Source organism: Vreelandella sedimenti, assembly GCF_013416325.1.
In the GTDB taxonomy this organism is placed as follows: Bacteria; Pseudomonadota; Gammaproteobacteria; order Pseudomonadales; family Halomonadaceae; genus Vreelandella; species Vreelandella sedimenti.
In genome coordinates, this window is record NZ_JACCGK010000016.1 from 23,308 (window position 1) to 36,253 (window position 12,946).

Annotated in this window: 23 protein-coding genes; 5 read left to right on the top strand and 18 right to left on the bottom strand. The window is 55.6% G+C overall.

The genetic code is table 11. The annotated features are described in order from the left end of the window. Nucleotides 1-29 precede the first annotated feature (29 nt). From HZU72_RS17460 to HZU72_RS17475, 4 genes are read right to left on the bottom strand one after another with little or no spacing between them, the layout of a single operon-like run. Nucleotides 30-236, bottom strand: coding sequence for a hypothetical protein (locus HZU72_RS17460; RefSeq protein ID WP_180094393.1), 207 nt, complete (start codon nt 234-236; stop codon nt 30-32). Beyond that, entirely contained in the window at nt 233-775 is a 543-nt protein-coding gene (locus HZU72_RS17465) for a hypothetical protein (protein ID WP_180094396.1), read from the bottom strand. The genes HZU72_RS17460 and HZU72_RS17465 overlap by 4 nt, the downstream gene beginning before the upstream one ends. Further along, nucleotides 775-984 carry a hypothetical protein gene (locus HZU72_RS17470; RefSeq protein WP_180094398.1) on the bottom strand — a complete coding sequence of 70 codons (210 nt, stop codon included), beginning with the start codon at nt 982-984 and terminating at the stop codon, nt 775-777. The genes HZU72_RS17465 and HZU72_RS17470 overlap by 1 nt, the downstream gene beginning before the upstream one ends. 19 nt (nt 985-1,003) lie before the next feature. Beyond that, nucleotides 1,004-2,572 carry a DNA cytosine methyltransferase gene (locus HZU72_RS17475; RefSeq protein WP_208458142.1) on the bottom strand — a complete coding sequence of 523 codons (1,569 nt, stop codon included), beginning with the start codon at nt 2,570-2,572 and terminating at the stop codon, nt 1,004-1,006. An 83-nt stretch (nt 2,573-2,655) separates the two neighbouring features. On the opposite strand from HZU72_RS17475, the gene HZU72_RS17480 reads away from it, so the two are divergent. Further along, on the top strand, nt 2,656-2,874 hold the full coding sequence (locus HZU72_RS17480) for a hypothetical protein (protein WP_180094402.1): 219 nt from the start codon (nt 2,656-2,658) through the stop codon (nt 2,872-2,874). Between the two features lie 16 nt (nt 2,875-2,890). On the opposite strand, the gene HZU72_RS17485 is transcribed toward HZU72_RS17480, so the two are convergent. The 14 genes from HZU72_RS17485 to HZU72_RS17550 all read right to left on the bottom strand — a co-directional run bounded on the left by HZU72_RS17485 (nt 2,891) and on the right by HZU72_RS17550 (nt 11,016). Continuing rightward, nucleotides 2,891-3,418 carry a single-stranded DNA-binding protein gene (locus HZU72_RS17485; RefSeq protein WP_180094404.1) on the bottom strand — a complete coding sequence of 176 codons (528 nt, stop codon included), beginning with the start codon at nt 3,416-3,418 and terminating at the stop codon, nt 2,891-2,893. A 54-nt stretch (nt 3,419-3,472) separates the two neighbouring features. Continuing rightward, complete coding sequence (locus HZU72_RS17490) at nt 3,473-4,267, bottom strand: DUF2303 family protein (RefSeq protein WP_180094406.1); 795 nt, start codon at nt 4,265-4,267, stop codon at nt 3,473-3,475. Continuing rightward, nucleotides 4,267-4,626, bottom strand: coding sequence for a YfdP family phage-associated protein (locus tag HZU72_RS17495; RefSeq protein ID WP_180094408.1), 360 nt, complete (start codon nt 4,624-4,626; stop codon nt 4,267-4,269). Before HZU72_RS17495 ends, HZU72_RS17490 begins: the two co-directional genes overlap by 1 nt. A gap of 61 nt (nt 4,627-4,687) precedes the next feature. Continuing rightward, nucleotides 4,688-4,924, bottom strand: coding sequence for a hypothetical protein (locus tag HZU72_RS17500; protein ID WP_180094410.1), 237 nt, complete (start codon nt 4,922-4,924; stop codon nt 4,688-4,690). A 14-nt stretch (nt 4,925-4,938) separates the two neighbouring features. Next, a complete protein-coding gene (locus HZU72_RS17505; RefSeq protein WP_180094412.1) occupies nt 4,939-5,178 on the bottom strand; it encodes a hypothetical protein in 240 nt (79 codons plus the stop codon). Further along, on the bottom strand, nt 5,175-5,768 hold the full coding sequence (locus HZU72_RS17510; RefSeq protein WP_180094414.1) for a 3'-5' exonuclease: 594 nt from the start codon (nt 5,766-5,768) through the stop codon (nt 5,175-5,177). Before HZU72_RS17510 ends, HZU72_RS17505 begins: the two co-directional genes overlap by 4 nt. Nucleotides 5,769-5,820: 52 nt before the next feature. Continuing rightward, nucleotides 5,821-6,855, bottom strand: a complete 1,035-nt coding sequence (locus HZU72_RS17515; protein ID WP_180094416.1) for a hypothetical protein — start codon at nt 6,853-6,855, stop codon at nt 5,821-5,823. Next, complete coding sequence (locus HZU72_RS17520; RefSeq protein WP_180094418.1) at nt 6,848-7,687, bottom strand: hypothetical protein; 840 nt, start codon at nt 7,685-7,687, stop codon at nt 6,848-6,850. Before HZU72_RS17520 ends, HZU72_RS17515 begins: the two co-directional genes overlap by 8 nt. Nucleotides 7,688-7,760: 73 nt before the next feature. Continuing rightward, nucleotides 7,761-8,168 carry a YoqU family phage-derived protein gene (locus tag HZU72_RS17525; RefSeq protein WP_180094420.1) on the bottom strand — a complete coding sequence of 136 codons (408 nt, stop codon included), beginning with the start codon at nt 8,166-8,168 and terminating at the stop codon, nt 7,761-7,763. After that, nucleotides 8,165-8,449: a hypothetical protein gene (locus HZU72_RS17530; RefSeq protein WP_180094422.1), complete on the bottom strand. Its 285-nt coding sequence runs from the start codon at nt 8,447-8,449 to the stop codon at nt 8,165-8,167. The genes HZU72_RS17525 and HZU72_RS17530 overlap by 4 nt, the downstream gene beginning before the upstream one ends. After that, complete coding sequence (locus HZU72_RS17535; RefSeq protein ID WP_180094423.1) at nt 8,446-8,667, bottom strand: hypothetical protein; 222 nt, start codon at nt 8,665-8,667, stop codon at nt 8,446-8,448. Before HZU72_RS17535 ends, HZU72_RS17530 begins: the two co-directional genes overlap by 4 nt. After that, nucleotides 8,664-8,906, bottom strand: a complete 243-nt coding sequence (locus tag HZU72_RS17540; protein ID WP_180094425.1) for a hypothetical protein — start codon at nt 8,904-8,906, stop codon at nt 8,664-8,666. Before HZU72_RS17540 ends, HZU72_RS17535 begins: the two co-directional genes overlap by 4 nt. Then, nucleotides 8,903-9,073 carry a hypothetical protein gene (locus tag HZU72_RS17545; protein ID WP_180094443.1) on the bottom strand — a complete coding sequence of 57 codons (171 nt, stop codon included), beginning with the start codon at nt 9,071-9,073 and terminating at the stop codon, nt 8,903-8,905. Before HZU72_RS17545 ends, HZU72_RS17540 begins: the two co-directional genes overlap by 4 nt. A gap of 1,214 nt (nt 9,074-10,287) precedes the next feature. After that, nucleotides 10,288-11,016: a LexA family transcriptional regulator gene (locus HZU72_RS17550; protein ID WP_180094445.1), complete on the bottom strand. Its 729-nt coding sequence runs from the start codon at nt 11,014-11,016 to the stop codon at nt 10,288-10,290. A gap of 89 nt (nt 11,017-11,105) precedes the next feature. Between HZU72_RS17550 and HZU72_RS17555 the strand changes: the two genes are divergently transcribed. From HZU72_RS17555 to HZU72_RS17570, 4 genes are all read left to right on the top strand, one after another. Continuing rightward, nucleotides 11,106-11,282 carry a Cro/CI family transcriptional regulator gene (locus HZU72_RS17555; protein ID WP_180094447.1) on the top strand — a complete coding sequence of 59 codons (177 nt, stop codon included), beginning with the start codon at nt 11,106-11,108 and terminating at the stop codon, nt 11,280-11,282. Nucleotides 11,283-11,337: 55 nt separating this feature from the next. Beyond that, the gene (locus HZU72_RS17560) at nt 11,338-11,664 is read left to right on the top strand and encodes a hypothetical protein (RefSeq protein WP_180094449.1); all 327 of its coding nucleotides are present in this window, start codon (nt 11,338-11,340) and stop codon (nt 11,662-11,664) included. A gap of 19 nt (nt 11,665-11,683) precedes the next feature. Then, entirely contained in the window at nt 11,684-11,887 is a 204-nt protein-coding gene (locus tag HZU72_RS17565; RefSeq protein ID WP_180094451.1) for a hypothetical protein, read from the top strand. A 109-nt stretch (nt 11,888-11,996) separates the two neighbouring features. Continuing rightward, on the top strand, nt 11,997-12,944 hold the full coding sequence (locus HZU72_RS17570; protein WP_180094453.1) for a replication protein: 948 nt from the start codon (nt 11,997-11,999) through the stop codon (nt 12,942-12,944). Nucleotides 12,945-12,946 lie beyond the last annotated feature (2 nt).

Consider the following 12,946-nt stretch of genomic DNA (forward strand, 5'->3'; position numbering starts at 1 on the left):
ATCGTGTCGATAATCGCCAGCGTGGCGTATCAGGAATAAGCCGCCGCTTTCTCACTAGCGCGGCTATCCGCTTGGCGTTGGGTAGGTCGGTTAGCATGCTCAAACTCCGTGCAGCGCACGATCACGCGGCGCTTGCTCTTGCTCATCGGCGGCATAGTGGAGAAGGGTAGTTGGCCACAATCGGCAATGGCGTGTCGGCAGGCCATGCACATCGTGCCTTTGGGGTAGTGGGTCATTGATGGCCCTCGGCTTGTTTACGTCGCTCGCGAGCCTTCAGGATTAGGGCTTTTTCCATTCCCATAGCTGAGAATTTAGGCAATTCAGCAGCAAATTCTTCCAGCTCTTCTGCCCGCTGGATCAGGTCGCGGCAAGCGAGGCTGGCTATAGGCTCTTTCTTGCTCAAAGCTTCAATAGTGCTCATCACATCCTTTGCAAAGCTTTGATAATCTGGAGCATTGTAATTTAAGGGAAAGGCCAGCACTGCGGCGCAACGCTTAGCATCAACGATTAAATAGCTGAGTTGCTCTAAATGCGCAGCCAGCGCATCGCGCTCTTGTTCCATCTTGGCCCGCAACGCTATCTGCGCTTCCTCTGCGGCACGGTACTGGTCGCGCTGCTCAATCAGCGCGTTAACGGCCTCATGGGCGGCGCCAATATCTGAGCCTTCGCCTGTCATCTCGCAGATAACTTCTAGGTGGTTACGGTATTCGTCACGTGCTGCCTTAGCCTGTTCAAGCTCTTTCAGGGTGTCGGTGTATTGTTGATCCATTGCCATTACGCGCACCTCATGGTGGAAAGTTGCTTGGCCTGCTCGGCAACCTCAAGGCGCAGCTTGGCGTTTTCAGCAGCCAAGGCATCATTCTCTTCAATGAGCCCGTACTTTTCGGCCTCAAGATCGTCGTTGCGACTGATCAACTGATTAACGGCAGCACGGCGGCATACTTGGGAAAGCGCGGCGTTGGTGCCTCTATGAATAGCGATCATGGTTAATCTCCAGTATTGATTAAGCAGCTTGTGTGACTGGCATAAATCGCTGCTCGTGGCTGAAATTAGCTTCAACGATTGCCCGGGCAAGGGGTGGGCATACGCTGTTACCGATCAGGCGGACTTGCTTGTGCTTCGCCAGCGGCTTGCCGTCGATGTGTGCGAACTGGTAGTGCTTAGGGAAGCCGGTAGCCTTTGAAAGCTCGTGCGGCTGTAGCATGCGCATACCAATATCTACGACTATGTATGTCTCACCATCGATAGTGACGGTCACCAGCTGGAACCGATCTTTCGTAGTAATCGTGGGCGCAGGCTGGCGCAGGTCGCGGCCAGTCTCGCCGCTGCCACTGCCGTAGTAAGGCGCCAGGAATGCCGCCGTCAGGTATGCGTGTGTAGTGCTGGCGCAAATGGTGTTGAGTGGTGCCCGCGCATCGATAGCGCTGCGCTGGGCGCCTTTCATATTGATCATGAAGGCGCTGACCAGGGCGTTATGATCGGTTGTGGTGACCGTGGGTAGAGGGTCGCGCAGATCCGCACCGACGACGCCGGTGTAGTGCTTGGCGAGGAAAGCCGATACCAAGGCGAAATGACCGCCTTTCACCTGGGCGCATTGCGTGCGCAGCGGTTCGTCTGCTGGCATGTTGCGCTGGCTACTGGCGTTTGCGCACTCGGTAACGAAAGGCGTCACCAGCGCATAGCCAGGTGAGGTGGTGATGGTTTGCAAAGGCTGCAGTAGCGACTGACCACGGAAGGGCGTGTAGTAGTCGGCAGTGTGGTTCAGCTTCACGATGAACGGCTGCTGATGCTCGACCACGTAACGCATCACGCCCTTGGCGATCCGGTTAAGCGTGGCGGTGGCCAGCGGCTTTTTACGGTCGAAAATCGAGGGGCAGGGCAGCGACCAATCAATACATTCAGCGGCGCTGCGCCACGCCTTGAGTTTGCCACGCTGGACGGCGGGCGTTTTCGGGGCCGCGTGTGTGGGCTTCGGCCAAGTGATCGGCAAGCCGTCACGGCGGGCGATAAGAAATAGCCGCTTACGAATGGTCGGCGCGCCATAGTCGCAGGCGCGTAGCAGTCGCCAGTCTACCTGGTAGCCGTGCCGCTTAAGGCAGCAGACGAACCCACGGAAGGTCTGCCCCTTGCGTGCCGGGTCGGGGCGAACCTTGCCGTCTGCTCCTTTGATCAGTGGGCCCCAGTCTTGGAACTCCTCGACGTTCTCCAGCACGATCACCCGCGGCTTAACCTTGGCTGCCCAGCGAGCGGCTACCCACGCCAGCCCGCGTACGCTTTTCGATACCGGGCGCCCGCCTTTGGCTTTGCTGTGATGGCGGCAGTCAGGGCTAAACCATGCCAGCCCAACGGGCATGCCGTTGGTGGCTTGCTCGGGGTCTACGTCCCATACGTCTGCTACTGAATGATCGCTGCCTGGGTGGTTTGCAGTGTGCACAGCAATGGCGGTGGCGTCGTGATTAATGGCCAGATCAACCGAGCGGCCTAAAGCCTGCTCGATGCCTTCGCTTGCGCCGCCACCGCCGGCGAAATTATCAACGACCAACTCGTGGCCAAACAGGTTTAGGTTGCTCAATACTTCTCTCCCCATAAAAAAAGCCAGCAGCAAGGCTGGCATTGGTGTTAATTTTGGATTCGCTGAACTAATTAGGAGCCGTTATGTTTGATCAACACCGTGAAAAGCTTGGTATACCTGAGTCTCATTCGTTTGAAATGGTCGAGAGCTCTAATAAGGTGAAACATGGGTGGGATACCGATATCGATGTTTTTGAGCAGCGGGATCCTGACGGAAACGTCGTGGCGCGCTACAGAATTACTGACGCAACGAACATGTACCCTCCCCAGAAACGAAAGGTGGATTACGAGCGAATAGGCTAGGCATAACCAGCATTCGCTAGAACGGGATTTCGTCGTCAAAGTCGTCAAAGTTGCTGTAATCAGGAGCGCCGTAGTTCTGCGGAGGCTGCTGGTTCTGAGGCGGGGCGCCATATCCTGTATTATCGGGGTGTTGCTGTGCGCGCTGATTCTGGGGTGGCTGCTGTTGATAACCACCTTGAGGCGCTTGGTTCTGCTGATTGCCATAGCCTTGCGATTGCCCGCCACCGTTCTGGCCCTTGCCGCCTACAAGGTCGATCTCAGCAATCTTGAGCGTGACGGCAAAGCCCTGAGAGCCATCACCCTTATTGAATTGACGTGTGCCAATTTCGCCAGAGACAAACACCTGCTGGCCTTTGACTAAGTACTGGATCAAGCCGCCTTCAGCGCGCTTGCCCCATAGCGAGCAATCGAGCCACAACGTTTGTTTGTGCTCGCCAAATCCAACATCGACCGCTGCTGCAAAGCCAGCGACGCTCGTACCGTTACCTGTTTTTCGCACTTCGGCGTTTCGCCCGATGCGTGCGACCGTGGCATATACGCCCATGATCTACCTCCAAAAGAAAAGGGCCCGAAGGCCCTCTGTGGTTGTGTGCTGCTGTTAAGGCTGGAAGGTGCCCAACAAGCATTCGCTTTCTGGCAGGCCGTCGGTTACCAGCTTGGCGAACTCGGCGGCAATCTCTTCTTTAGCGGCATCCAGCGCGATAGCGCGTAGACCAAACGATGGCCCGCCTTTGGTCTTGCTGGATACGCGCATTGCCAGCGTGCGCTCTGACAGGCCCTCGTAGGTCGTAAGCTTCCAGTAAATAACGGTGGGCAAGCGCTCGGCATTCTTGACGGTGACGCTATTCATCACGCCCACACGGCTGGAATGCTCTTGCTTGTCGCTCTCGATGCTGGTCAAGTCATCCAGGCTGACTTTACGGAAAGCGTGAATCACCTTGCCGCGCTCTAATGGCTCGCCTTTGCTGTTTTCGAACTCCAGCAGGTGGCCCCAGTCCTCTACCAACTCGACCATTTCCTCCTGATCTAAAGTGCTGCCGTCAGCGTCAAGATAGGCGCTGAACTCGGGGGTCTTGGGTAGGTTGAGCGTAGCTGAATGGTCACAGTGACCGGGCAGTGACTTATCTCCGATATCCAGATAAGAGCACGCCGCCATGGCGTCGCGGTCAATGAATACCGGAGCGTCAGCTTGCTGCCCGGAAACGTAGGTGATGAAGTCTTTCAGCCCCTTGGTTCTGAACTGGCCACGGAAACGGCGTCGATGGTCTTGGTACTTCTCCATATCTACCATCTTGAAGTTATCGCCAACGATCAGCGCGTGACCTTCGGCGGCTTCGGTACCGGTTTTGTGGCTGGCTTCAATGTGCTGCAGCGCTTCTTTAGTTAAAGACATTAGTGCTTCTCTCCTTGTGAGGCATCTTTACGATGCGCGTGGCCGATCATGTCGAATTGGTTTTTAGGCTCAAGCGTCATTTCGCCGCCAGTGTTGACGCACATGACCGTTTCAGTGGTGTGTTCTTCCGACTGGGTGCCGTGCGCTGTCGGAATCTTGAAGGCCAGCTTATGACTGACGCCGACCTTGCTGCCGGAGCCGATGTTTTCGACTGTCAGCTCGATCGACACCTTGGCTTTCTTTTTAGGGTTATCCGTTGCTGATGCTGCTGCGTGGCTCAGGATAGTGCCCAGGCGTTCAGCCAATACGCCGCCGTCCAAGTCCTCAACGAACTTGGCTACATCGGTAGGGTGTGACATTGCGAGTTACCTCATCGAGGTGGTGGGTTGTGTGGGGCCGCTGGCCCCGGGCTGGTAAGGGCTAGGCGTCCTGTTCTGCATGCCCAGCGCAAGAACCATCTGGCTTGCGGTTATTACACTTGCTGTCGCACACCAGAAAGATGATTCCCTGCTCCTGCATTTCGCGTAGCTCTTTTCGAGCGCCTTCGGCGCCTTCTGGGTGCGTGACGATATCGCCCAGACGCTTGTCGCCATAGCGCAGCAGAACGCGAACGGGAACATGGATGTGGAATGTAGTAAGCGTGTTCGTAAGGGGCATTGGGTAAGCTCCTGCTAGCCGTCAGCTAAATCAGAGGCGCACGTCTGGCACAGCACTTTATTGCCGTGCTTTCCGAAGCCACCAAGCGCTACGACGTCACCATCTTGGAAGGGCGTGTTACAGGCAAAGCAGCGGTTATACTTTTTACGCAACCGCTCGCGTGCCTTTCTGAATTCTGGCCCGTAAACCAGAAACTCTTTTTTGATCCACTCCGGTGTGTAGATGGTGGTGACCGTCTTGGTGATTGACTTCACGCGGCTTTAGCTTCGTGGTCGAGAAGGCTCCAGTAGACTTCCATGCAAGCGCGGGTGTCGGCCATCGCGCTGTGCGCATTCTCTAGCGGCTTGCCAGTGAAGAATTCATAGGCTTCCGATAGCTTTGGCGATTTAAAGCCATATCTGCCCTTCGGCAGCATCTCCATGATGGGCTTGGCCAGAAGCATGGTGTCGGCGAATTCTTCTTTATCGGCCCATGCTTCCGAGTCGGCTTCTCCCATATAGCGCTTGGCAGCAATGCGGATAATGCGCTGGTCAAAAGTGCGGTTATGAGCGACCCGCGGGTATTGGTTCCATAGCTGGAAGAAGAGGTTAAGGGCAAGTGATTCATCCACGCCTACTGCGAGGGCATGCTCTTGCGTGATGCCATGAATCTCTGAAACTTCGGCGGGAATTTCCCAGCCGTTTGGCGCAATAATCAGATCCAGCGCAGCGATTTCCTTGCGAGTATCGCTATCGGCCAGGATGGCGGCGAGCTGCACCAGGTGCGGCTGGTGTTCGCTTTCGCTGGGCGATTTCCAGTCGGGCAGGCCAGTGGTTTCAGTGTCGAAAAAGAGAACAGGGTTCATATGGGGCTCCAAAGAAAAGGGCCTTTCGGCCCTGGATGGTTTGTTGAAGGGATTAAGCGGCGAGTTGTTCCATCGCATCGCCGTAGCCAGACCAGCTGTCAACGCCAGCGGCTTGCAAGGCCAGCAGCATGGCCTCGGCCTCAAGCAGGCGGTCGTACTCTTTACGGGAGATCGTGACCTGCTCGGGGGCTTTCACCTGGCTACCACGTTGGAAAGAATTAGCGGCAGCTTCGATGCGGCTGGTATCGATGGGAGCGCGATGCTCGGCTACAACCGTCTTGTCTGGCTCGCTAGCCTGATCCACGCCTGTATACTCGGGCTCGCTGCTCTCAGCAGCGGCGGGCATGGGTTCCGGCTCGGGTTCAGGCTCTGGTTTGCGCTTTTCAGCCTCTTCGGCTTCGCGCTTAGCATCCTGCTCGGCTTTAAAGCGTCGCAGCTCTTCAAGCTCACGCTGTTCGGCTTCGCGCTTTTCATTCTCTTCACGCAGTCGGCGGCGCTCGGCGTCTACTTCCGCTTGTTCAGCTGCTAAGCGTTCACGCTCTAACACTTGGCCATGCTGCTCGCTGATGCGTTTCAACACATCCGCTTTGGCTTCTTCCGCTTCGTCGGTAACGTCGAAGTAGCCATCTAGATCGATGGCGAGCGCGGCGTCGTGAAGCTCGGCGAGGCCGGTTGAGTCAAGGCCAGCAATGGTATCCAGAAAGCTCCAGATATTGATGTTGATGCTTTCGCGTAGCTTGGCGATCCGCTCCTGCTTTATGCGCTCGGCACGCTCGTCTTCATGCAGCTTGGCATCTTTCAGCGGCTGCTCAATAACCTGCAGCTTCTCCACCAAGTCTTTGCCGTAGGCGTTCACGCGTTCGATAAAGTCGCGGTGCGGTTTTGTGATTTCCTTGCGCAACTTCTCAGTGCTAGTCCGGTAGGTGGTTAACTCCTTGATGCCTTTTTTGCAGAGAGCGTAACCCTCTTTCGTCTGCACATTGGGCACGGTGCCGTACTGCTCACGCAGCCCTGCTAGGGCCTGCTCAACGGCATCCAGCTTAATCAGTTCGCTTTTGTAATCGGTGTTGGGGGCTGCGTTAGTCATGGGTCGGTTCCTCTTTTGACTGCTTGGCTTTTTCTTTCTCGGCGATAACGCGGGCAATTCCCTCGTCGCGCGCTTTGATGATCATGTCGCGCCCTTTGTCGGGTTCCACCCGAGCAATGCTGGCTTTATCCGGCAATCGGCTGAGGATGCCGCTGGCAGCCATCTCGATGCTCTTCGGATGAGGGATTTTGTTACGTAGGGTGTCACACTCGCGCTTGATCCAGTCCCAGTAATCATTCCGGTAGCTCTCGATCTCGGCGTCTTTATCCTCGGCGACAGCGATACGCGTGGCGGCTTGTTGGGCCTGGGTATAGTCCTTGTTATCAAAGCGTCCGTAATAAACGTCAGCGGCGAAGCCGAGGAGCGACAGGCACTTCTTGATAGCGTCAGTGACTGACTTCTTAGGCGCCTCGCCGTCTGTTTTCCACTTACCGGCACTGGTGCGATAAACGGCGCGAGTGTGACCAAACTGCGTAACTTCGCCGCGCTCACCATGCCAGCGATACCAAAGCACTAGGCGTATGGTGTGGGTCTGCTCGTGGGCGATCAGCTCGTTTTTGGTGCCCAAAATAGGGGCGCCAACGTCGTAGCGTTCGTCTTCAATGCGATAGCCCCAGCCGATGCCCATGGGGCCAAATAGCTTGGTTGCTTGCTCAATGACATACATCGCGTCCAGCGTGGTGATTTGCTGGCCATCGACGTTGGCTTCTCTAACTGCAGTTGTTGGCGTCTTTTCGACTTGATGCCAGAGCTCAAGGTGGTCGGCGCTATCGACCACGCGATAGCGACCGGAAGGCACGCGTAGGCGCGGCTTCTCGTTGGTTGGTGTCATGGTTTATACTCCGAGGAGATCTTCTCGACGTTGATCTATGGCCCCTAACGTGTTCGCGCACGGAAGGGGCTTTTTAGGTTAATGGCTCTATAATTCCCAGTCGGTAGGCTGCCCTGCACAACTTTGGATAGCACTCAGGCGGGTAGCCCCAAGGACAAGGAAAAGGCGAGTCAATATCGAAGTAGCGGCGATTTAGCTTGGCATCGCGCTTGATGTGATCACGGAAAAGCTCAACCAAGCACTTTAGCGTCCCGCCGCTTGTGAAGCCTTTCCATCGACCTGAGTAGTGGGTGTAGATACGCTTTTCGCTATAAGCGTCGACGAAGTAAACGTGGCCATGATTGTCTAGGTACATCCAGGCGCAGCGATCTAATCCACTTTCTGGCGTGTAGTTGAAAAACCGCCTACCCATGCTCGCAATGATCGTGATGAACTCGTTAACGTTGGCCAGCCGATTTAGCTGCTCTTCGCGCTTGCTCATGCGGCTCTCCTTTCGGCTTCGTCTTCCTCAACGCGTAGCTGCTCTGCTTCGGCAATATCTTTTGCCCATTCGTAAAGCACGCGTTGACCAGACAATGATTGGATGTAGGCATCGACCATGTCGGCCACAGTGGTAGTCGCCGTGAGCTCTTCCATTGCGCTGGCCAGGTCGCCGACCTCGTCCAGATAGGTGGCAAACTTTGCTACACCTTCGGGATCGCCGTCGTGGATGGCCTCGGTGATTGATTCGGCGCGCAGCTGAATTTTTGTAGCTCGTTTCATGCTGCCTCCTGAGTATTGGCGGCGTTGAAAGCTGCAAGCAGCTCAGCCACTTCTTGCGGCGTGTTGCCGTAGAAGTGCTCTATCTGAACGCCGCTGGAGAAGATCATGACCGACACGTAAAGATTGCCGCCCGGGTGGTAAGCAGTACTGACAGACACAAAAAAACCGCATTCGCGGCATTGGTCTGCTAACTGGTGTAACTGGGTGAGGGCAGTCATGGCGCTGGCCTCATGCCAGGGCAGTGCTCAGCCGCGATACCTTTATGGTCGCGGTGGCCTTGCCGTTGCTCAATCGGAATGCCTCGCGCCGCCTGCGCTTCAAACTGCACGACCCGCTCGCAGTAGCGAAGATGCTCACGCTCGGCTTCTGCATGATCGGCATTGCCTGCCCACGCCATGGCGGCTATTAGCACTATGGGAAGCGCCATAGCGAGGGTTTGTTTTTGAGTAATATTCATAGCTCCCATACCTCCTTAAGCTGCCGTTGAAGCGCAAGATCAGCGCGGCGTTGGTCATTCGTCAGCCTTAAACGAAAGCGCTCAGCGTCTTTGTCGTCTACGTCACGACGCCTGGCAGTGGGGCGGCTGGCGATGCGGATATGCTTGGTGTGTGGTGGTTTAGCCATATGGCCTCCTGAAAAATGCGCGCCGCCTCTGTAACTCTCGCAGTGCCAACGTTGAAAGAAGGGAAGCGGCGCGGGAATGCAGCCGAAGCGGCAACATTCCGGCTAAAAAAAGCCCGCCGAAGCGGGCAATGACCAGTGATGCCGAATAGCATCGGGATGAGGGCTGGCAACCAAACCAGCGATAGGGTTATTAACCCGGCCTTTAAGGTCTGCTTATTGGCAACGCCTGCAGTCGCTGCCATGCATTTCTTGGCTACCTCATCCCGATGGCCACCAGATAACGCCCTGATGGCACGGGTGGGTCTTTGTCGGATGCATTCACTGCATCGAAATACTGCCTGGGCCTTCCCGCCGCCTCCCTGGTAGCGGGCAAGCAGTATTCCGATGCCGCCTGTATTCTCAGCCCAGGCGGCTGGCATTAAGTGGCACTCTCGCAGTTCCCTCGCTTTCTCAACCGCTTGCGATGGCAGTCGATCCAGTGGTTTCTTCGCAGTCGGGCTGCAGACTTCCCTCCATATCGCGTAATCGCGTTGCAACACTTCGCAGGGCTATTACGACGCCATCCGTACAGTCCGACTTACGCCCAGGTTGGGTGTGGGCACAGATGGCGAAGCGGTGGGCGGCCATTGGCCGTTAATGAGCTACATGACTACCTCCGCTGTTTGAATCCGGCTTTGTCATGATCGGCGGGCCGGTGTCGCCTTGTATCCCTATACGCAAGGGCGAGCGTCTAACTGGCCAGCGTTATCTCTCCACTAGGCTGGCGTTGGATACCCATCTCTGGCCGTGGCGGTTCTAACCGTTGGAGCGTTTGATGGGAGCAAATTGTTAAAGAGCGGTGACCTGTAGGGCCTGAACACGTTGCGCTGTGTTCGTGTGATACAATTTAAGCATGCTGAAATGATCCGTCAAGGTTTCTGCTGAAATTATTTAAGCATGGTGAAATTTAAGGCGCAAAAAAGCCGCCTCGTTTGGGCGGCATTCTTTATCTAGGGGAGGAAAGTGTTATTGAGTGGCTGCGCGACAGAATCTTAGGCTAATTTCAGCACCTTTGGATGTTGCTGCATTTTCTGCAAAGTACAATACGCAGTTTTCGTAGCTTGACCAGGCGTCATTCGCGGAGATGAAGCTGGTTCGGTTGCTCCACGTCACGCCTAGCGCAAAGCCACAGGCTAATATCAGGACGATTAAGCCGGTACGAGCGATCTGGCTCATTAGTCAAATACCTCCCACCAGAAGACCCGGCCAATGACTTTTGGTGCGTCTGGCCCCATGAGGCTGTGAACCTCCTCGGGGTACTCGTCGCTGTTATCACTGACTAATCGCACGCGACCCAACGGCATCTTGTAGAGCCGTTTAATGCGGAGCATGCCGCCGTGATCGAGTGCGTAAATTTTACTGTCGATGATGTGCCGCGTGCCTTTATCAATGGCAATGGGAGAGCCATCGGCAATGGTGGGCATCATGGAAGTGCCGGTGGCGGTGGCGCAGGCGGCATTTTCTGGCGAGACGCCACGCTTCGCCAGCTTGGATAATGAGAACCGCATTTTATGACCATGGTTTTCGACTACTTGGGTGCGTCCATCACCGGCAGCAAACTCTACTTCATAGAAGCAAGGTAGTTCGACTTCGTCAGCCGTTAGCGGCTCGTCGCCCTCAACCACTTCTGTGTCGTGGAGCTCAAGTTCATTGGTGCGAGCTGAATACCCAGCACGTGGCTCCTCCGGCCCTTCGTGCATATCGCCTTTTCCGTCGACCAGCCATGTGTAGGAGACACGCGTTGCGCGAGCCAGCTTCAGCAAGCGCTCAGCAGTAGGGGCTTTGGTATCGCCGTTTAGCCACTGGGTTACGGCAGACGGCTGAACGCCGCACGCCTTAGCTATCGCGCTTTTGGTTTGGCCACTCTCTTTGATGGCCTGACGAATTCTTTCTTGGATGCTCATTTCAGCAAGCTTAACTGAAACGTTTTTCAGTATGCTTGCGGGATTGCTTTCAGCATGCTTAAATATTTTCATCAATAGAGGACACTCCGATGAAAACCGAAGACGCGATTAAGCATTTCGGCGGAAAAAAAATTGAGCTGGCAAAAGCGCTCAAAATTTCCCCCTCCGCCGTAACGATGTGGGGTGAAGAGATCCCGCTGCTGCGGCAGTACCAGCTTGAGCGCATCACAGATGGTGCGTTGAAAGCTGATCCGATTGCTGCCTAAACCAAACCGCCTGCCTGTGAAGGCCGCGTTATCACAACGGTACAAAGGAATACACATGTCCCTATACCTCGCAGATGACCGTCGCCGCAAACAAGAGGGCGAACACTTAACCAATGTTGTGAAGGTTCGCTTCACTGACGCCGAGCTTGCTGACATTGAGAGCGCTGCCGCCATGACGACCGGCGGGCGAATCGCTCCATTGCTTCATGAGCTTTCTCTAGAGGCGCTGGAGGCGCGACGAATGAAACAAGCCCAGCTGTTAGACGACTTGGCGAACGGACGCGCGCTTGATGACAGTGCCCGCCAGGTATTGGCCGACTTAATGGCCCGCAATGCTGAGCGTCACCTTCTGGATAAGGTGGCACAGCAAGCAATGGCCTGAAAGGGCCGAGGAGTATCACGTGATAGATCGTCAGGTAGTCGCGCTAGCCGTGGCCAGTATGTCGCCTGAGGGATTGAGGGCGGCACAGATGGAAGCCGTAAAGCGGCACATGACGGTAGAGGACGTTGTGCTGGAAGCAAACTTGAGCATGGTGCATGACCAGCTCTATGCGCTGCGCCATACGTCGCCATCGTTGACTGTGATAGAGGGAGGTCGGGCGTAAGCCCGGCTTTTCCAATATTAGGCCCTGAAAGGGCTAGGCCAGAAACGACAAAGCCCGGCATATCGCTGGGGAGCGCGCCGGGCTTTAAACACAATTTGCAGAGGTAATTATGGCACAAGTAGCCGACTTAAACCAATTTAGAGCGCGTCGCGATGACGCCCAGGCACCGGCACCGCCGAGCAAGGGGCCTCAAGTGGAGGACGGATACACGCGTATAGCTAACGAGCTATTTGACGAAATTATTGGAGCGCCAGTTACGGATCGCGAGCGTCGCGTAGTGCTAGCGGTCGTCCGCTTGACGTATGGATGGAATAAAAAGAGTGACCGCATTTTCGCAGAGGACGTTGCCAAACTAACCAAGATGCACGAATCCCGTGTTTCAAAAGTGATAAGTGAGTTAGTTCGTCGCAACGTTATTTTCCGCAAAGGTGGCAGCCGCTCACCGATCACCTTGAATAAGGATGTTCCAAGCTGGGAACCCTCAAACGGCTCAAAACGGAAGGCTCCGACAAAAAGAGCCGAGTCGGCTCAAAATGAGCCGGTTAAAACAGCTCAAAATGAGCCGACCTATAAAGACAGGAAAGACATACCCCCTCTCACTACGTTCGAGGGGGAGTGTGCACAGGATTCCCAAAAAACAACTCCCAGCGATAAGAATCCGACCCCTGCCAGCAAGGGAAAGGCTGCGCCCAAATCCAAGCCAACCGCGCTTGACCTGACAAACCTACCTGAAGGCGTTTCTACCGACGCTGCGAAAGCGTTCATCGACCACCGCAAGGCGCTTAAAAAACCGCTTACCCAGAGAGCGCTCATGCTTGCGCTAGGCGAGGCCATCAAAGCCAGCGTGGCAATCCCGGGCATGACGCCAGACCAAGCGATTGACGAGGCAATTTTAGCGGGCTGGCAAGGCGTTAAAGCTCAGTGGCTGATCAATCGCCAAGGAGGTCGTGGTGCCCAGCCTCAGCGTAGCGATGGCCGCAAGGGCTTTGCACAGCCGATGCCGGTGGGCTCCTACGGTAAAAACGATCTTGAAATGCCGGAATGGGCGAGGGATTAACC